Raw genomic sequence first — 18,281 nt, 5'->3', positions numbered from 1 at the left:
TATTTTGCGGCACACTGCTACGCATTCTTTTTTTCTACCGCAGCCTTTACAAAATGTACAAAAAGCGGATGCGGGTTTGCCACCGTACTCTTATATTCCGGATGGTACTGTACCCCTATAAAAAACGGGTGGTCGTTTAATTCTATAATTTCTACAAGGCCCGTATCAGGATTTACCCCAGATGCAGTAAGGCCCGCACCGGTAAGCTGCTCCATATAAGCGCCGTTAAACTCGTAACGGTGGCGGTGGCGCTCCATAATTTCAGGTTTCCCGTTATAAATGTGGCTTGCAAGCGTACCATCGGTAAGGGCACATTTCCACGCCCCAAGGCGCATGGTACCACCCTTATCGGTTACGGTTTTCTGCTCCTCCATAATATTAATTACGGGGTAAGCAGTATTATCATTCATTTCGGTAGAATTGGCATCTTTCCAGCCCAGCACATTACGTGCAAACTCTATAACCGCCATTTGCATACCTAAGCAAATACCAAAGAACGGTATTTTGTTTTCGCGGGCAAAACGTACGGTTTCTATTTTACCTTCTATTCCACGGCCGCCAAATCCCGGAGCCACAAGTATACCATCTAAGCCCTGAAGCTTATCTGACACATTATCTTTATCTATGTATTCAGAGTGTATACTGATTACATTAACTTTAGTTTCATTAGTTGCACCGGCATGTATAAAGGCTTCCAGTATAGATTTGTACGAATCCTGAAGCTCTACATATTTACCTACCAGGCCTATGTTTACCGTATGCCTTGGGTTTTTATGCCTGAATAAAAACTCGTTCCACTGTGCTAAATCCGGCGTAGCCTTTTCGGGCAGGTCCAGCTTTTTAAGAGTAACTTTATCAAGCCCTTCCTCCAGCATAAGGTTTGGCACATCATATATGGTAGAAGCGTCTATAGATTGTATAACCGCTTCTTTTTTTACGTTACAAAACGCAGCCAGCTTTTGCCTTAGGTCAGCCGAAAGCTCATGCTCTGTACGGCATACCAGTATATCGGCTTTTATACCGCTTTCCATAAGCGTTTTTACCGAGTGCTGCGTAGGCTTGGTCTTTAACTCGCCCGCGGCTGCAAGGTAAGGCACCAGGGTTAGGTGCACTACAATGCTGTTGTTTTCACCCAGGTCATAAATAAGCTGCCTTACAGATTCTATGTAAGGTAACGACTCTATGTCGCCTACCGTACCCCCTATTTCGGTAATTACAATATCAAAATCGCCTGTATTACCCAGAAGCTGCATACGCTCCTTGATTTCATTGGTTATGTGCGGTACCACCTGCACTGTTTTACCAAGAAACTCGCCACGGCGCTCTTTTTCTATAACAGAAAGGTATACCCTGCCTGTTGTTACATTATTGGCCTGCGATGTAGGCACATTGAGGAAACGTTCATAGTGGCCAAGGTCAAGGTCTGTTTCGGCACCATCGTCTGTTACATAACATTCGCCGTGCTCGTACGGGTTTAGCGTTCCCGGGTCTACATTAATGTAGGGGTCAAATTTCTGAATGGTAGTCCTGTACCCCCTGGCCTGCAATAATTTTGCCAGCGAAGCTGCTATAATGCCCTTACCCAGGGAACTGGTAACACCTCCGGTAACAAAAATATACTTTGTCTGATTCATTATTAATTCCTCTTGTTGTGTTGTTGTTGTAGTAAAAAACGTGGCAAAAGTACAAAAATTAATTGACTGAAAAAGGAATTAATCAATGTATCAGCAATACGGTGTAACAATTTAAAACGCAACATAATAGTCGCCACAATTGTAAATTGTTACAGGTATTACACTATAATTTACACCTATGTTAAGGGTTTAGGAAATTGCGCCCTTATGTTACGCAAAAGGGGTTCAAGGCCGTTTAACTTAAGTTCGTAAACGGTTTGCAGCTGCTCTCCCAGCTTACCTTTCGGGAAACCTTTGGTTTTAAACCAAACCAGGTAATATTCCGGCAGCTCTATAAGATAATGCCCCTCGTATTTACCGAAGGGCATTTTGGCATGCGCCAGTTTTATAAGTTCTTTTTGCTGGCCATCCATAGTTACCAGTTAAAAGTAATGTCTTTTTCAATATCCGGGTGCAGGCTGTAAAATACCGGACACGTCATGGCTGCACGCTCCAGTATGGTGCGCGACTTTTCGTCGGCATCACTCTTAAAGCTGAACACAATTTTTATTCCCGAAATCCTGCGGGGCTCTGCAGCCATGATTTTATGAACCTCAGCAGTAGTGCCTTCCAGCGCTACACCCATATCACGGGCTTTAATACCCATTATGGTAAGCATGCAACTGGCCAGGGCATTTGCCACGGTGTCAGTTGGAGAAAACGCTTCGCCCTTACCGTTGTTGTCCAGCGGCGCATCTGATACTATTTCGGCACCTGACTGCAAGTGTGCAGATGATGTACGAAGATCTCCCAGATATGTTACTTTAGATGTTGCCATTATAAAATGTGTTGTTTATTATTTCGCTTCGGTTACTATATTACCCGCGTTGTATTGCATAATGTAAATTCCCTTATTGTAGTTACCGCCATCATGCGCCACATACATAAATTTGTTCTCCACCTGCTCACTTGCTTTTGCGCCCATTATAGCTTTTAGCTCCTCAGGCTGAAACATACGCATAATCATATCAAAGGTTATATCAAATCCACGTACGGCGTAAGGTGTGGGGTTAGCGCCGTTTTTCTGGCGGTATAACTTATCAAACAATTCCTGTTGCGGGCTTTGTATGTCGCGGGTTATAGACGGGTAAAGCAATCTTAGCTTAATAAGCTTATCCAACGGCACCTCATCGTTGTCGTACTTATCACTCTTATCTGCCACAGCAAGCTGTATGTTAAAATCTTTCTGCGCCTCTGCAAGTAACTTAACCGCACCCGAAATAGCACCAAGGCTTTCGCTGTCAAGTATTACATAGTTTTGTTTACCCTTTACCAGCAGGGCGCGCATACCATCTCCGGTAACGCCACCGTCAAGTATTTTAAAATCAGGGTAATTTGTTTTGATATAGTTGCGCGAGGCAAGTTTTTTGGTAGAAATCACAGCCACTACGTTACCGCCTTTACTTTGCAGGTAGTCGTACAGGGCGTTTCGCATATCTTCATCGGTGGGAATACTGTAGTACAGGTTATCGTGCGGCGTACCCACTTCCTTAGCCAATGGAGAAACCACTACGGCATTAGGGAACAAAGCGGCGGCACTCTCTGCGTTACTCTGGAAAAACGGCCCTACAATAACATCAGACCCTGCAACACTATTTTTTAACGATACCAAATCAGATGTTTTGTTGGTTTCACGGGCATCGAGTACCTGCACGTTAAGCGGAAGGCCCATAACGCGCGCCGAGTCTACCGCCATCATGGCACCGGCATAAAAATCAAGGGTAAGGTTAAGAAACTTATCGTTCCTCAGTAGTTTCGACTTAATGGTATCGGTCTCCAGCCTGTACATGTTAAACGGAAGTAACAGCGACAGCTTTTTAGCCTGCTGATCCTTTTTAACCGAAGCAGAAAAATCAGTAAGGTCTCTTACCGCTACGGGAGCAGCGGTACCCATAGGCACTTTAATAACCATACCTTCTTTTACACCGTCTTTAAGCGCGGGATTTAACTTAACCAGTTCTTCCTCATTAAGGCCGGTCTGTTTGGTAAGGCTGTATAGGGTTTCCTTAGGCTGAACTGTATAATCTTTATAGCTTTTAGCCACCGCCTCTTTAACCTCAGTAGCCGTAACAGGCTCTTTGGCTTTCTCTAAAACGGCGTTTTTAGCCAGCTTAAGTTTGTAGCCCAGTGGAAGGGTATCTTTCACCTCCGGGTTCAGTTCTTCAAGCAGCTGTACGGTCATCCCGAATTTCTTAGAAATGCTGTACTTGGTTTCGCCAGCCTCTACCACATGGTACATATAGGCGGTACCCTGTTTTTTAGCTATCTGTTTTTCGGCTGTTTTGGCCTGCGCGGCCACGCCACTACCTTTAATGGGAATTATAAGCTTCTCCCCTGTTTTAAGCGCTTCTTTACCACGGGTGGCGTTTGCCTTTTCTAAATCGGCAACCGTAATGCCATATTTTTTAGCCACGCTAAACATGGTTTCGCCGGCAGCTACAGCATGTACTGTATTTACTACCTTAGCCGATGGCTCTTTAACAGCAGTGCCTGCAGGAAGCGTTTTAGCAGTTTTGTTTGGTATAAGTAATACTGTCTCTGTTTTTAGCCCGTTTTTAGCATCGGGGTTTAAACGATAAATATCGTATGGGGTAACAAGATATTTTTTGCTGATGCTCTCTACGGTTTCACCTTTAGCTACCTTGTGTTTTTTGTAGTCTTGCCCAAAAGCCGACATACAAAACATGGATAAGGTAAATGTAATTGCTAAAATGTATTTCATGCGCTGTTATTTTTTTATCATAAAGACGACACAAAGGTACATTTTGTAACGGCTCGAAAGCGCTTTTTTCTTCTAATTTTACGTTAAAAGCCCTTTGGTTTTGCTGTATTGGCATAAGCTGAAGCTGTACTATGCTTCTTCTCAACCGCTTTAGCACGCACCTTGTCTGCAGGTAACTGGAGTACCGTATTAAACGTAATACCATGCACAGCATCGGGATTTAATTCATAAATATCATCAGGAGTTATATGATACTTACGGGCAATGAGCATAACGGTTTCGCCCATTTCTACCCTATGCCCCACTACTGAATTCGCAATTGTATCATTGCCAGAACTTTGATTATTTTGCTGTGAAAATACCGCTCCGACAGAACCAAAAAATACCCAAAAACATAACACTCTCATTTTCATAATTTTCCGATTTTAAGCAAAGTTTAACAACCGGTAAAAATTACGAATTAATTATTTAAAAATTAAATGATTAGCATTAAGTTTTCAACATTCCCTGTGTGTAATAATTGTAGTCTTTTAAAACCACGTTAACAAACGTGGTAGCCGAGTCATTTTTAGATTTTATACCTGTTACCTCCTCTATTTTTTGCTGCAGCCTTTCCATAGTGGCAAAGTCAGTTGTTTTGTAGCTAACTTCATACGTTTCTTTTATAATACGCATGTCGTTATCGCTAAGCTTTATAACATCAGGGTAGGTAGGAACATAGTCGTTTTCAAGCTCCACTAATATAGTATGCGATATGTTTATTTTATTTCTAAGGCTTATTACGGCGGTACCGGCTGCTAAGTCGCCCAGCCTGCGCGAATCTTTGTTTACCGCCATTGCTATTATACCTACAACCGCCATTATACCTGCACTCTCAAAGAGGCGAAATATCCAGCGTATTAAGTAATCAGAGAAGCCCGCCTGGTAGCCATCTATCTTTATAACTTTTAGTTTAAGCAGCTTTTTGCCTATGCTTTGCCCATCCATAAGATTTTCGCACAGCAATGAATAAAGCGATACCGGTAAAAGGATCACTCCGGTAATGGCGCGCTGTGTCCACCCATCCTGAGCCTGTACGGCCTGCTCCAGGCCGGTGTACTTCGCAATGAAGTTAACCGATGACAGATATACAGCAAACACCACTAAATCTATCAGGTAAGACAGCACCCTGTCTCCAGTATTTGCAGTTGTGAAATTAATGTTGACATTTTGTGTGGTGGTTATGGCAAGTTGCGACATAATTTTATATTTTTAGCCCTGTTATGAGGGAAATCGCTTTTATAAAACAAAATAAAGAAAAATGGCTGGAATTTGAGCAGGCAATCTTCGGGAAGGTTAAAAAAAATCCTGATGAGCTTGCCAGCCTTTATATACAGCTTGTAAACGACCTGGCTTTTGCACAAACCTATTATCCAAAAAGTAAAGCCGTTATTTACCTGAACAACCTTGCAGCACGAACCTACCAACTTATTTACAAAACCAAACGCCACGAAAAAAACCGCATCCTGTCATTTTTTACTACCGATGTTCCATTAACTGTATATGCTAACCGCCGGTATGTATTGTATGCGTTTGCGTTGTTTGGCTTTTTCCTGTTTATAGGTGTTTTTTGTGCCGTAAAAGAATCAGACTTCCTAAGGCTTGTTGTGGGCGATGGCTATGTAGAAGAAACATTACAAAACATAAAAAAAGGCAATCCGGTAGCCATTTACAAATCCGGTTCAGACTGGGGTAGCGCCATAGGCATAACCCTGAACAACCTTGAAGTAGGCATAAAAGAGTTTATATTAGGTATTACGGGCGGCGTGGGTACGGCGTATGTACTTTTTCAGAACACCATAATGCTGGGTGCGTTTCAGTACTTTTTTTATGAGCACGGTGTATTTGGCAAAAGCGTCAGGGGTATATGGCTGCACGGCGCCATGGAAATTTTCGGCATGGTAATAGAAGCTGCTGCGGGCTTTGTAATAGGTGCCAGTGTACTGTTCCCTAAAACATACTCAAGGTTGGTTTCTCTAAAACACGGTTTTAAAAATGGTTTAATTATATGGTTTAGTACCATACCCTTTACCATTTTTGCCGGAACAATTGAGGGTTTTGTTACACGCTACGCGCTGGAGATGCCACTTGTGCTTAATATTTTTATAATTTTGTCTACATTGTTGCTTATATCATGGTACTATCTTATTTACCCAAAAAGGGTTTATAACCGGGTAATGAACAACCAAAGCAAACGATAAACCACCAAATCCAAGTTGTGAAAAAGCATTTTATAGCTATACTATTACTGTTTACATTAGTTTCTCCCCTGTACGCATTTCAGGATGAGGATACTGTTGTGCAACCCATAAGCAGGTTTATCAGCGGAGATACCATAACTTCAGATGAAACCTATACATCAGAAATAAACGAGCCTGTATACACAAATAAAACATTCCACCCAAAATTTAAAAACAGATACAACGACGACGATTTTGACTACTCCGAAAAAAAAGAGTCGGAGACCGGGATTGGTGGTTTCTTAAAAAAAATACGCGATTTTATAAGTAGTATATTTAATTCAACTAGCAATGAACAACCGGTTGAAAGGGATTACAGTACATTATTACTGATACTTAAATGGTTTTTACGCCTGCTGCTCGTAGCTGCTGTAGTAATTATTATAATTACCATTATACGTGGCGATATATCATGGTTGTTTTCACGCAATGCTAAAAATGTCAGCCGCGAGGGTTTTGCAGAAGAAAATATACTGGAAACAAACTTTGCCCAGCTCATAGAACAAACCGAGGCAAACAACGATTACAAGCTTGCCACCCGGTACTATTACCTATGGTTGCTGCAAAAACTTTCTGCCAGGGGCATGATAACCTGGAATATAGAAAAGACGAACAACGATTATTACAACGAGATATACGATACCCGGATAAAAGACGATTTCAGGTACTTATCGTACCTTTATGATTACATTTGGTACGGCGACTTCCCACTTAACGACTACGGCTATTTAAAAGCCCGTTCGGCATTTAACAAAACCATTAAAACCCTGTAAGCAATGAAAAAATTACTTATAATATCGGGGAGCATTGTTTTTGTACTGCTAACATTGGTTATGATTGCCGAAGCCGCAAGGCCAAAACAGCCTGATTTTACGCCGTATTATACACCTAGCGGCAAAAAACCTATAGACCTGCTTGTATTTAATGAGCAGGCCGATTCTTTGTTTAAAGGTAGTAAGATTGAGCGCATATCTGCCGATGCAAACGTTGTTGTAGACAGCGTTTATTTTAAGAAGGAGTATTCCCCGGACCCTGCTAACTGTTACATGAGAATAGCTGAAAGCACAATAAGCTTCTTTGATGAGGAAGAGGCGTCTGCAAGCCTTTTATCGTTTGTAAGCGAAGGCAATACGGCAGTACTTTGCATGAATGTATTGCCACAAACTATTTCTGATTCAATCGGCGTTCAAATCGTAACGTTGTATAACGATAAGCCGAAACCAACAGTGGTGTACACTACTAAAAAACCAAAAGAAAAAGTATCGCTGTTAAAGGGATCTATAAACAGCGAAATTATTTTAAAAAACAACGATAGCACCCATATTTTAGGTTACCAAAATTTAAACGGCAGGATAACACCCAGCCTTATTGAGGTTAAATACGGTTACGGAAGATTTATTATAAGCAACCACCCTGAAGTTTTTTCTAACTATTACCTTCTTCAAGGTCAAAATTATAAATATGTAGAGGCCTTAGCTTCTGCCATACCACAGGGAACCATTTACTGGCAAACCGGCATAGGCAGCATACAAGATAACTCGCGTGGTTTAATAGACAGTTTCCTTAAAGAACCTGCTTTCCGATCGTTTTGGTACCTGGGGCTGCTTACCCTGGTGTTGTTTGCGTTTTTTAACGCACGCCGAAAGCAACGCATAGTGCCGGTTATACCGCCCGTACAAAACAGTACGGTTGATTTTACAAGAACCATAGGCAACCTGTACCATCAGGAAGGCAACAACGATGATATTATAGATAAAAAAATCATTTACTTTTTAGAAGGTATAAGGCGCGAATATTTTATAGACACCTACAACCTTAACAATGAGTTTGTAGACAAGCTACACGCCAAAACAGGAAAAAGTAAAGAAGATATATACACTGCTGTAGAACTGATTAAAAGGCACCGCCAAAATCTGGGAAGCAGCGAAGCCGACCTTTTAGCAATAAATAACGCCATAGAAAAACTACGGTTATGACAGAATTTGACAACATAAACCCTGACCACAACGACTACCTGCCAAAAGCAGGACAAACAGAAGCCGCACAACCGGAAAACGATACCTTACATTTTGACGGAAGGCTGAACCTTAGCAAACTAACCGAGGGCATTGCCGCCATAAGGCAGGAAATAAGTTCGGTTATTGTAGGCCAGCACCAAATGACAGATCAGCTTATAGTAGCCCTGCTAAGCAACGGGCACGTACTTATAGAAGGTGTTCCGGGCGTAGCTAAAACCGTTACGGTAAAGCTGCTTAGCAAAGCATTGTCTTTAGACTTTAGCCGTATACAGTTTACACCAGACCTTATGCCAAGCGACATTTTGGGTACATCGGTATTTAATCTGTCTAAATCTGACTTTAACTTTAAAAAAGGCCCTGTGTTTTCAAACTTTGTATTGATTGACGAAATCAACCGCGCTCCGGCAAAAACACAAGCTGCACTGTTTGAGGTAATGGAAGAACGCCAGATTACGGTAGAGGGAGAGTCGCATATTTTAGAGGCTCCGTTCTTAGTAATTGCTACCCAAAACCCAATAGAACAAGAAGGTACGTACAGGCTACCGGAGGCGCAGCTGGATCGTTTCCTGTTTAAAATAAACATAAAGTACCCTACCCTTATAGAAGAAATTAAAATACTGGAACGCGAAAATGCCATTAAAAGTGGCGATAAGCTGGATCATGTAAATGAAGTTATCAACCGAGAGCAGATACTGGAGTTTCAGGCACTGGTAAAACAAATTGTTATAGCGCCGGAGCTTTTAGGGTATATTGCAAAAATAGTAAACAATACCCGCGAAAACGCTTACCTGTACCTTGGGGCATCTCCGCGTGCCTCTATTGCCATTCTTAATGCTTCAAAAGGTTTTGCAGCTATTAACGGCAGGGACTTTGTAACTCCAGAAGATATTAAAAACGCTGCCATACCGGTACTAAGGCACCGTGTAACTGTAGCACCTGAGCGCGAAATGGAAGGGCTTACAGGAGAACAAATCATAAGACAAATTATAGACGCTGTAGAAATTCCAAGATAATGAAACTACTAAAACAGCTGCGGAGCCTTTACATTAACAACTTTGCCTTTTACCTCTTTTCAGGGGTACTGGGGCTCTTCATGCTGTCTTTTTTGTTCCCGTGGCTTTACACTGCCACATGGATTATTACATACATATTTGTCTTGGTGCTGGTTACAGACTTAATACTATTGTTTACCGGCGGGCGCAAATTTGAAGCCAAAAGAAAAACCCCGGAGAAATTTAGCAATGGTGATGATAACCCTGTTAGCATAAAAGTATATAACCCCTACCCTTTTGCCATAAACATAAAGGTTATAGACGAATTACCGGTGCAGTTTCAGGAACGGAACTTTGACATCAGGAAAACAATACCGGTTAACCAAACCTCTACATTTAACTTTTTCCTTAGGCCCACCAGCCGTGGGGAATACCATTTCGGGAAGTTAAACGTGTATGTATCTTCGCCGCTGAGACTGGCTGCACGCCGCTTTGTTACTACCGAAACAACCATGGTCCCTACCTACCCGAGCTATATGCAAATGCACCGGTACGAGCTAATGGCTATAAGTGATAAGTTAACAGAACAAGGGTTAAAAAAGGTACGCAGGCTGGGGCACACTTTAGAGTTTGAGCAGATAAAAGAATACATATCCGGCGACGACATCCGTACCATAAACTGGAAAGCTACCGCAAAGCGGCAACAGCTTATGGTAAACCAGTACCAGGATGTACGCTCCCAAAACATATACATGGTTATAGACACCGGAAGGGTAATGAAAATGCCTTTTAACGGCCTGAGCCTGCTGGATTATGCCATTAATTCGGCACTGGTACTCAGTAGCATTATATTGCGTAAAGACGACCGTGCCGGCTTGCTTACCTTTAGTAAAACCATTGGTAATTATATTCCTGCCGAAAAGCGCGGGGGCCAAATGCAGCGTATACAGGAAAAACTGTATAATGTAGAGACTAATTACTTTGAAAGCGATTTCGGCAGGCTGTATGCCGACCTGAAACGTACTATTACCCAGCGCAGCCTTATGCTGCTATACACCAACTTTGAAACGCTGGACGGTTTAAAAAGACAGCTTCCGTATCTTAAAGCTATCGCTAAAAACCACCTGCTGGTAGTTGTTTTCTTTGAAAATGTAGAGTTGGATGCTATTATAAGGACTACGCCTAAAAATACCCGAGAAATTTATTACCAGGTTGTAGCTGAAAAGTTTGCTTACGAAAAAAGACTCATTGTAAATGAGTTACGTAAATACGGTATTTATTCTGTATTAACAAAACCAGAAAATCTTACTGTAGACAGTATAAATAAATATCTTGAAATTAAGGCAAGGGGGATTTTGTAACATGAAACTTACCACAGAACAAACAGACCGGTTTAATATAGGGCTAATGTTTCTTTCATTAATTCCCGCTTTTCTGTTTCCGTTTCATAGAGATAAAACAGCGCCTTCAGACTAAATTTGATAACTAACACAATGAGAGAAATATTCCCGGCACTACTAATCTCCCTGACATTTGTTACGGGCTGTAAAAAGCAAGAAGTATCTGCAGAAACCGTAGGGCAAGACACACCTATACACGGCGAAACCATACAAGCCGGTACCGCTGAAGACTCAACCGTGCTATTTGTAGCACAGATTGTAAAGAACAAGAAGGAAGCTTTAGCACAACTAAAAGGTGTTTCTACTGAAAAGGCAAATAAAATTTATGATAAACTGTTCTCATCGAACGTTGAAGCATTGACAGCAATTAACAATTTTGAAGGAAGTTTCCTTGAAACAGCGCATGCCACTGATGAGCCTGCAAAAGAAAAAAGGCTAAAAGTATTGGAAAACAAAATAAAACCTGCCGGGCTGGAACTTTGGGACATCGGCGAAGGCATGGCCATTGTTCGTAATGTACCAGACTATTATAAGAAAATCTTTTCGGGGAAGGTTACTGCCGACTACGACGAAGGGATTTCTATAGTAGCTTATGAAGAAAAGGAACTGTGGGAAGCCGATGCCGCTGTATCAATCCCTTGGAAAGATTTGGGCGAACGTGTAGTAGCCTGGGAAAACTTCATAAAAAAATATCCTAAAAGTGAATTTAGGAAAGAAGCTGAAGACACATACAAAATGTACCGTTATGCATTTTTACTTGGTTTAGACAATACGCCTGTAATAGACTTCAGTAACAATCAAATGGATGCCGAAGCACGTAAAGCTTTTACGGCATTTGTAAAGAATCATCCTGAAAGCGAAACCACTACCTATGTAAAAATGCTGCTGGAAGATGTTAATAATAAAGATAAAGTAGCCGAAGTAGTACGTACTAATTTTTAAACATCAATTTTTGCAATACCTTTGCGCTTATCATAATAAGCACATGAAACAAATTACCAGCGCGCAAAACCCCTATATAAAACAACTTGTACAACTTCAGGAGAAAGCGAAAGCCCGCAGGCAAAGCGGTACTTTTATTATAGAAGGGCAGCGTGAGCTGGAACTGGCACGCAAAGGTGGTTATGAACTTGAAACAGTTCTTTTTGTACCCGAAATGCTGAGCGAAACTCAGGTAAGTGCCATAGCCGGTACTAAGCCGGAGTACATTCAGATAAGCAGAGAAGTATACCAAAAGCTGGCCTACCGGGATACTACCGAAGGCGTTATTGCTATTGCTAAAACCAAGAGCCTTAGCCTTAATGACCTTGTGCTTAAGGAAAACCCGCTGATTTTAGTTGCAGAAGCTACCGAAAAACCGGGTAACCTTGGTGCCATGCTGCGCACAGCCGATGCCGCAAAATTAGATGCGGTAATTATAGCCAACCCTAAAACCGATATGTATAACCCTAATGTGGTACGTAGCAGTGTAGGCTGCTTATTTACAAACAACATAGCTACAGGTACTACGGACGAGGTTATAGATTACCTTAAAAAACACCATATAAATATATATTGTGCTACCCTGCAAGACTCGGCTATGTACCACGAACAGGAGTATAAAAAAGGCAGCGCGCTTGTTGTGGGAACTGAGGCAACGGGGCTTACCCAAGCGTGGCGCGATGCCAGCACACGCAATATAATTATACCCATGCAGGGCGAAATAGACAGCATGAACGTATCTGTTGCTGCCGCAATTCTTATATTTGAAGCTAAAAGACAAAGAGATTTTAAATAAAAAAGGATGAAGAATGTGCTGATGATTTTTATGTTGATGATTTCCTTTTCCTCGTTTGCGCAAGATGCAGACGAGCTTTTTTCCTGGGAAACTGCTAAAGTAAATAACAAACTTCCTCTTACGCTTACCTATAAAGAGTTTGAGGGCGTATATAAAAAGAAAGCCGACAGCATTACCGCACCCCTGCCGGAACAAATATGTGGCGCGGAAGCCGAAAAAAGTGCTAAAATGGTTTATTACCGTGGTGCCCGCTATGAAATGGACAATGGCGTAATGAACTTTAGGGAACTGGATTTTTCTCCCCGAAAAAATATGTTTTTTCAGCAAAAGGATGATTGGTTTGACCATACCACTAGCCTGAAGGGATTTAGTAAAACCTACCCCATAGCCGTTTCGGCTGCAGAAGAAGAACAGGATGATGACGATACAGAACCGTGGAAAGTGGTAACCCTGCTGCCACAGGAAAAGGAATTAGGCTGCTTGTGGGTGTTTTACTTTAAAAAGGGAAAACTCAAAAAAATTAAATGCGAGTTTAGCTGCAACTAATGGCCGGAAAAACCTATTACAATCCTATTAATGGGGAAACCACCACCCTACTCACCACCGCCGAAGCGTCCGGTGGCACACTCACACAATTTGAGGTGAGCCTTAGCCCCGGAGGCGGTAACCCGCTGCATTACCACAAGGGCTTTACAGAAGAGTTTACTGCCGTAAAAGGTAAACTTGGTTTACGGCTCGGGCGAAAAAAGTTGTACCTCAACCCCGGAGAAACCGCTATTGTACCCCCGTATACCCACCACAGGTTTTATAACGATACAGACCAAACCATAGTTTTCAGGGTTAACCTTACCCCCGCCCAGCCCGGATTCGAAAACTTTTTAAAAGCAATGTTCGGACTGGTAAACGATGGGCGTACCGTTACAAAAAACCAAATACCAAAAAACATTTACCATACCGCTATTATGTACCATTGGGGTGACACCCATTTTAGCAATCCGCTGGCTAAGGTTATTGCACCACTGTTTGGCATGCTTTATAAAACAGCAGTAAAAAAAGGAATAGAGCAGCAACTGCTGGAAAAATATTGCCGTTAGGTAATCCCGATATAAATTGATAAATTTGCATTTTTCAATTATATATGAAGCCAAAAGATATAGAACGTATTTCGAAAGCACTGGGCGATCCGCACCGATTACGCATTATGCAGGAGGTAAAAAAGCAGGAATGGCTTCAGTGTGCACAGATTATAGAAATGATAGACCTGGCGCAGCCATCGGTTTCGCACCACATTAAGCAACTTATAGATGCGGGTCTTTTAATAGCCGAAAAAGAAGGGCGCTGTATAAAATACACCATTGATAAAGAGGTATTTGCAGAATACATTACCTTCCTAAATTCCTTAGTGAAAAAATAATCAATAGAAATATTTAAATATATTGATTTATTTCCTAACATTGCATCAGTATTAGTACCCAATTACAGGGCAGCACGACTGCTCTTTTTTTGGAAATTTTATATCGAAATATTTAAATACATAAATCAAATGAGTTTAAAATTAGAAGGAAAGGTGGCCGTAGTAACCGGCGCCAGTAAAGGAATAGGTAGCGGTATAGCAAAAGATCTTGCCGCGGCAGGTGCTAAAGTAGTGGTAAACTACGCCAGCGATAAAGACGGCGCAGACCGCACCGTAGCGCATATAAACGCTAACGGAGGCCACGCCATTGCCGTAAAAGGCAGTGTGGCAAATGCCGAAGACGTAGCCCAACTGTTTAGTGAAACAGCAACGGCATTCGGTAAAGTAGATATACTGGTTAACAATGCAGGTGTATACGCATTTCAGCCGCTGGAAGAAATTACTGTAGAAGAATACAACAGGCAGTTTAGCATTAACGTACTAGGCCCTATACTTGCCAGCAAGGAAGCGCTTAAATACTTCCCGGCTACTGGCGGCAGCATTATAAACATTAGCTCTGTAGTAGCGGTTAGCCCTACCGCTAACGCTGCTGTATATGCATCTACAAAAGGTGCGCTGGATACCCTTACAAGGGCTCTGGCCGACGAACTTGCCCCTAAAAACATTAGGGTTAATACCGTATCTCCGGGGTTAACCGCAACCGAAGGTGCCGATATAGCCGGTATTAAAGGTAGCGACTTTGCCCAGGCGATTATAGACAGAACGCCCCTTAAGCGTATAGGCGAACCCGAAGATATAGCTAAGGCAGTAACCTTCCTGGCCAGCGATGATGCTGCCTGGATTACCGGCGAGCGTATTAACGCTGCAGGCGGTATCAGATAATTTTTGTTTGTTTTTAGTTTCTCTGTGTCTGCACAGCCCTGCCATTTGGCAGGGCTTTTTATTTTAGGGTATGCGAGTTTAACAATGTAGTTATGTAGCTGGTAAACCAAAGCCTATATTGACAAAAATCCACGAATAACCAAAAATCCGCTTGCTTTAAATCGAGGAAATATGTATATTTAAGGCAGACGACAAGAACTATGATTGAGATTGATATAGAACAGGAAAACAAAGCAATAGCCAAAGAATATAAGGAACTGCTGCGCATAAGTTACCAAACCCTTAGCGAAGACGATAAAAAACTGATTCGCAAGGCGTTTGACGTAGCGGTAGATGCCCACAAAGACCAGCGCCGTAAATCAGGCGAAGCGTATATTTTTCACCCTATTGCGGTGGCAAAAATAGTGGCATCTGAAATTGGCCTTGGCGCTACCTCTATTGCTTCGGCACTTTTGCATGATGTGGTAGAAGATACCCACGTTACGGTTGAAGATATTAAAAATATGTTTAACCCAAAAATCGCGCGCATTGTAGAAGGCCTTACTAAAATAGCACAGGTAAAGACAGACCAGGAAATATCGTTACAGGCGGAGAATTTCCGTAAAATGCTGCTTACCCTTAATGATGACGTAAGGGTTATATTAATTAAACTTGCCGACCGCCTGCACAATATGCAGACCATGGAAAGCATGGTGGACTACAAACAGGCAAAAATAGCCAGCGAAACCCTATACATATACGCGCCACTTGCGCACAGGCTGGGCTTATATAACATAAAAACCCAACTGGAAGACCTTGGGCTTAAGTATACCGAACCCGAGGTATACAACGACATTGTAAGCAAAATGAAAGAGAGCAAGGAAGAACAGGATGCTTACATTAAATCAATAAGTGATGTGCTTTGTAAATCGCTGGATGCCGAGGGTATAGAATATACCATAAAAGGGAGGCCGAAATCAGTGTACTCCATTCGCCGGAAAATGCTGGCACAGGGCGTAACGTTTGACGAGGTTTATGATAAATTCGCCCTCAGGATTATTTACAAATCAAACCAGCACGACGAAAAATTCCTCGCCTGGAAAATATACTCTATAGTAACAGACCATTACAGGCCCAGCCCCAGCAGACTTCGCGACTGGATTTCATCGCCTAAAAGTACGGGCTACGAAGCGTTACACATTACGGTTATGGGTCCAAAAGGCCGCTGGGTAGAAATACAGGTACGCAGTGAGCGTATGGATGAAGTTGCCGAAAAGGGCTACGCTGCGCATTACAAATACAAGCAGGGGGCTAATACCGAAGAACACGGACTTGAAACTTGGCTGAACCTGCTAAAAGAAGCCCTTGAAAATTCATCGGGCGATGCGGTAGACTTTGTGGAAGACTTTAAACTGAACCTCTACGCCAAGGAAATTTACGTATTTACGCCTAAGGGAGAAATTAAGTCGCTCCCAAAAGGTGCTACTTCATTAGACTTTGCCTTTAGTATCCACTCTGAAGTGGGTATACACACAAGGGGTACACGCGTTAACGGCAAGCTGGTTCCGCTGAATCACGTGCTGAATAGTGGCGACCAGGTAGAGGTTATTACATCGCCTAACCAAAAGCCAAACTCGCACTGGCTTGACTATGTTACTACCGCCCGCGCCAAAAACAAAATAAAGAACGTACTAAACGAAGACACCAAGCGCATAGCCGAAGACGGTAAAGAGCTGCTTACCCGAAAGCTGCGCCATTTAAAAATAAACCTTAATGAGGCCACCATTAACGAACTGGTAACCTATTTTAAACTTAAAACGAGCCTGGACCTGTTTTACCGCATTGGTATAGGCAGCATAGACAACCAGCAGTTAAAAGACTTTGCGGCATTAAAGAGCAATACCTTTATGAATTTCTTTAAAGGTAAAATGCGTAAATCGCCAAGTGTAGCGCCGGAACAAATACAAAAAGAGGAAATCAGCAAAAACTATGACCTGCTTGTATTTGGTAAAAACGGCGATAAGCTCGACTATAAGTTGGCCAACTGCTGTAACCCCATACCTGGCGACGATGTGTTTGGCTTTGTAACCATAAACGAGGGTATTAAAGTACACAAGCGCGATTGCCCTAACGCCATAAGGCTGCAGAGTAACTTTGCCTACCGCATTATCCCTGCCAAATGGATAGATAGCAGCCAGGAAGAATTTAAGGCAACCCTTAAAATTACCGGTATGGACAGCCTGGGGCTTACTAATGAACTTACCAAAGTAATCAGTAACAACATGCACGTAAACATACAAAGCATATCGCTTAGCGGTAATGCAGGCGTGTTTAACGGCCAGGTAACGGTTGTGGTACAAAACAATACTATCCTTAAAAAGCTGATTGAAAACATTAAGAAGATAGACGGTATAGATAAAGTAACACGGATTTATAATAACTAAACTATTGGGCTTAACTGCCCAATAGTTTAAACGCTACTAACTTTAGATATGAAAGCTAATTTACCAATAACAACGTAAAGGTTTTGTAGCCAAAATTTTACATTTAAAAACACTGGATAAAATCCCGTATCACAAAACATTTTCTCTTCCCAAAAATTAGCGTATCTTTGCGTGTATTTCGCACGAATTATGGAAAACAATAAAAACCAGGAGATTGTAAAAAATGTCTTTACCAAGTTTTTGGAAGACAAGGGACACAGGAAAACACCTGAGCGCTACGCAATACTCCAGGAAATATACAACAGCAGCGAGCATTTTGATATAGAGTCGCTTTATATTAAAATGAAAAATAAAAACTACCGCGTAAGCCGCGCTACGCTGTACAACACCATAGAACTGCTGCTGGAGTGTGGCCTAGTAAGGCGCCACCAGTTTGGGCAAAATCAAAGCCACTACGAGAAATCGTACTTTGATAAACAGCACGACCATATTATTATGACTGATACCGGCGAAGTGATAGAGTTTTGCGACCCGCGTATACAGAGCATTAAAAAAACAATAGAAGAAATATTTGGCATAGAGATACACAATCACTCGCTATACCTGTACGGACAGAAAAAGCAGGTAGCCGCCGAAAAAGAATAAGCCGCTGTAAAGCAGCCCAATGAACCAACCCCTAAAACGGATTGGTTTTTTGTTTT

At 42.0% G+C, this 18,281-nt stretch carries 19 protein-coding genes; 13 read left to right on the top strand and 6 right to left on the bottom strand.

All coding sequences use genetic code 11. The features are described from left to right. Window positions 1-17: 17 nt before the first annotated feature. The 6 genes from ACLI08_RS07350 to ACLI08_RS07325 form a co-directional block, all read right to left on the bottom strand. Window positions 18-1,634 carry a CTP synthase gene (locus ACLI08_RS07350; RefSeq protein WP_411427820.1) on the bottom strand — a complete coding sequence of 539 codons (1,617 nt, stop codon included), beginning with the start codon at window positions 1,632-1,634 and terminating at the stop codon, window positions 18-20. A gap of 176 nt (window positions 1,635-1,810) precedes the next feature. Then, window positions 1,811-2,047 (bottom strand): DUF3820 family protein, encoded by a 237-nt coding sequence (locus ACLI08_RS07345; protein WP_411427819.1) that lies wholly within the window; start codon window positions 2,045-2,047, stop codon window positions 1,811-1,813. A 2-nt stretch (window positions 2,048-2,049) separates the two neighbouring features. Beyond that, the gene (locus tag ACLI08_RS07340; protein WP_411427818.1) at window positions 2,050-2,451 is read right to left on the bottom strand and encodes an OsmC family protein; all 402 of its coding nucleotides are present in this window, start codon (window positions 2,449-2,451) and stop codon (window positions 2,050-2,052) included. Between the two features lie 18 nt (window positions 2,452-2,469). Further along, window positions 2,470-4,395, bottom strand: coding sequence for a LysM peptidoglycan-binding domain-containing protein (locus ACLI08_RS07335; protein WP_411427817.1), 1,926 nt, complete (start codon window positions 4,393-4,395; stop codon window positions 2,470-2,472). A gap of 83 nt (window positions 4,396-4,478) precedes the next feature. Beyond that, window positions 4,479-4,808 (bottom strand): LysM peptidoglycan-binding domain-containing protein, encoded by a 330-nt coding sequence (locus ACLI08_RS07330; protein ID WP_411427816.1) that lies wholly within the window; start codon window positions 4,806-4,808, stop codon window positions 4,479-4,481. Window positions 4,809-4,884: 76 nt separating this feature from the next. Continuing rightward, window positions 4,885-5,634: an RDD family protein gene (locus ACLI08_RS07325; protein ID WP_411427815.1), complete on the bottom strand. Its 750-nt coding sequence runs from the start codon at window positions 5,632-5,634 to the stop codon at window positions 4,885-4,887. A gap of 23 nt (window positions 5,635-5,657) precedes the next feature. Between ACLI08_RS07325 and ACLI08_RS07320 the strand changes: the two genes are divergently transcribed. The 13 genes from ACLI08_RS07320 to ACLI08_RS07260 all read left to right on the top strand — a co-directional run bounded on the left by ACLI08_RS07320 (window position 5,658) and on the right by ACLI08_RS07260 (window position 18,225). Beyond that, a complete protein-coding gene (locus ACLI08_RS07320) occupies window positions 5,658-6,635 on the top strand; it encodes a stage II sporulation protein M (RefSeq protein WP_411427814.1) in 978 nt (325 codons plus the stop codon). Window positions 6,636-6,652: 17 nt separating this feature from the next. Continuing rightward, complete coding sequence (locus ACLI08_RS07315; RefSeq protein ID WP_411427813.1) at window positions 6,653-7,447, top strand: hypothetical protein; 795 nt, start codon at window positions 6,653-6,655, stop codon at window positions 7,445-7,447. Between the two features lie 3 nt (window positions 7,448-7,450). Continuing rightward, a complete protein-coding gene (locus ACLI08_RS07310) occupies window positions 7,451-8,650 on the top strand; it encodes a hypothetical protein (protein ID WP_411427812.1) in 1,200 nt (399 codons plus the stop codon). After that, the gene (locus ACLI08_RS07305; protein ID WP_411427811.1) at window positions 8,647-9,705 is read left to right on the top strand and encodes an AAA family ATPase; all 1,059 of its coding nucleotides are present in this window, start codon (window positions 8,647-8,649) and stop codon (window positions 9,703-9,705) included. Before ACLI08_RS07310 ends, ACLI08_RS07305 begins: the two co-directional genes overlap by 4 nt. Then, window positions 9,705-11,045 carry a DUF58 domain-containing protein gene (locus tag ACLI08_RS07300; protein WP_411427810.1) on the top strand — a complete coding sequence of 447 codons (1,341 nt, stop codon included), beginning with the start codon at window positions 9,705-9,707 and terminating at the stop codon, window positions 11,043-11,045. Before ACLI08_RS07305 ends, ACLI08_RS07300 begins: the two co-directional genes overlap by 1 nt. Before the next feature lie 132 nt (window positions 11,046-11,177). Beyond that, complete coding sequence (locus tag ACLI08_RS07295) at window positions 11,178-12,026, top strand: tetratricopeptide repeat protein (RefSeq protein ID WP_411427809.1); 849 nt, start codon at window positions 11,178-11,180, stop codon at window positions 12,024-12,026. A gap of 43 nt (window positions 12,027-12,069) precedes the next feature. Further along, window positions 12,070-12,861: a TrmH family RNA methyltransferase gene (locus ACLI08_RS07290; protein ID WP_411427808.1), complete on the top strand. Its 792-nt coding sequence runs from the start codon at window positions 12,070-12,072 to the stop codon at window positions 12,859-12,861. 6 nt (window positions 12,862-12,867) lie between these two features. Beyond that, on the top strand, window positions 12,868-13,407 hold the full coding sequence (locus ACLI08_RS07285) for a hypothetical protein (protein WP_411427807.1): 540 nt from the start codon (window positions 12,868-12,870) through the stop codon (window positions 13,405-13,407). Further along, a complete protein-coding gene (locus ACLI08_RS07280) occupies window positions 13,407-13,955 on the top strand; it encodes a cupin domain-containing protein (RefSeq protein WP_411427806.1) in 549 nt (182 codons plus the stop codon). The genes ACLI08_RS07285 and ACLI08_RS07280 overlap by 1 nt, the downstream gene beginning before the upstream one ends. Before the next feature lie 44 nt (window positions 13,956-13,999). Beyond that, entirely contained in the window at window positions 14,000-14,275 is a 276-nt protein-coding gene (locus ACLI08_RS07275; RefSeq protein WP_411427805.1) for an ArsR/SmtB family transcription factor, read from the top strand. A 129-nt stretch (window positions 14,276-14,404) separates the two neighbouring features. Continuing rightward, on the top strand, window positions 14,405-15,157 hold the full coding sequence (locus tag ACLI08_RS07270; protein ID WP_411427804.1) for an SDR family NAD(P)-dependent oxidoreductase: 753 nt from the start codon (window positions 14,405-14,407) through the stop codon (window positions 15,155-15,157). A gap of 200 nt (window positions 15,158-15,357) precedes the next feature. Beyond that, window positions 15,358-17,580 carry a RelA/SpoT family protein gene (locus tag ACLI08_RS07265; protein ID WP_411427803.1) on the top strand — a complete coding sequence of 741 codons (2,223 nt, stop codon included), beginning with the start codon at window positions 15,358-15,360 and terminating at the stop codon, window positions 17,578-17,580. A gap of 189 nt (window positions 17,581-17,769) precedes the next feature. Beyond that, window positions 17,770-18,225, top strand: coding sequence for a Fur family transcriptional regulator (locus ACLI08_RS07260; protein ID WP_411427802.1), 456 nt, complete (start codon window positions 17,770-17,772; stop codon window positions 18,223-18,225). The last annotated feature ends 56 nt before the right edge of the window (window positions 18,226-18,281 follow it).

The organism is Flavobacterium sp. RNTU_13, assembly GCF_046614455.1.
Lineage (GTDB): Bacteria > Bacteroidota > Bacteroidia > Flavobacteriales > Flavobacteriaceae > Flavobacterium.
The sequence above is the reverse complement of the archived record's forward strand: the minus strand, read 5'-3'. Positions and strand labels throughout refer to the sequence as shown.

Coding starts and splice junctions, on each gene's coding strand:
- ACLI08_RS07335 (WP_411427817.1), bottom strand. CDS start 4,395: ATGAAATACATTTTAGCAATTACATTTACCTTATCCATGTTTTGTATG.
- ACLI08_RS07345 (WP_411427819.1), bottom strand. CDS start 2,047: ATGGATGGCCAGCAAAAAGAACTTATAAAACTGGCGCATGCCAAAATG.
- ACLI08_RS07290 (WP_411427808.1), top strand. CDS start 12,070: ATGAAACAAATTACCAGCGCGCAAAACCCCTATATAAAACAACTTGTA.
- ACLI08_RS07325 (WP_411427815.1), bottom strand. CDS start 5,634: ATGTCGCAACTTGCCATAACCACCACACAAAATGTCAACATTAATTTC.
- ACLI08_RS07265 (WP_411427803.1), top strand. CDS start 15,358: ATGATTGAGATTGATATAGAACAGGAAAACAAAGCAATAGCCAAAGAA.
- ACLI08_RS07340 (WP_411427818.1), bottom strand. CDS start 2,451: ATGGCAACATCTAAAGTAACATATCTGGGAGATCTTCGTACATCATCT.
- ACLI08_RS07280 (WP_411427806.1), top strand. CDS start 13,407: ATGGCCGGAAAAACCTATTACAATCCTATTAATGGGGAAACCACCACC.
- ACLI08_RS07300 (WP_411427810.1), top strand. CDS start 9,705: ATGAAACTACTAAAACAGCTGCGGAGCCTTTACATTAACAACTTTGCC.
- ACLI08_RS07275 (WP_411427805.1), top strand. CDS start 14,000: ATGAAGCCAAAAGATATAGAACGTATTTCGAAAGCACTGGGCGATCCG.
- ACLI08_RS07260 (WP_411427802.1), top strand. CDS start 17,770: ATGGAAAACAATAAAAACCAGGAGATTGTAAAAAATGTCTTTACCAAG.
- ACLI08_RS07330 (WP_411427816.1), bottom strand. CDS start 4,808: ATGAAAATGAGAGTGTTATGTTTTTGGGTATTTTTTGGTTCTGTCGGA.
- ACLI08_RS07305 (WP_411427811.1), top strand. CDS start 8,647: ATGACAGAATTTGACAACATAAACCCTGACCACAACGACTACCTGCCA.
- ACLI08_RS07320 (WP_411427814.1), top strand. CDS start 5,658: ATGAGGGAAATCGCTTTTATAAAACAAAATAAAGAAAAATGGCTGGAA.
- ACLI08_RS07295 (WP_411427809.1), top strand. CDS start 11,178: ATGAGAGAAATATTCCCGGCACTACTAATCTCCCTGACATTTGTTACG.
- ACLI08_RS07350 (WP_411427820.1), bottom strand. CDS start 1,634: ATGAATCAGACAAAGTATATTTTTGTTACCGGAGGTGTTACCAGTTCC.
- ACLI08_RS07270 (WP_411427804.1), top strand. CDS start 14,405: ATGAGTTTAAAATTAGAAGGAAAGGTGGCCGTAGTAACCGGCGCCAGT.
- ACLI08_RS07310 (WP_411427812.1), top strand. CDS start 7,451: ATGAAAAAATTACTTATAATATCGGGGAGCATTGTTTTTGTACTGCTA.
- ACLI08_RS07285 (WP_411427807.1), top strand. CDS start 12,868: ATGAAGAATGTGCTGATGATTTTTATGTTGATGATTTCCTTTTCCTCG.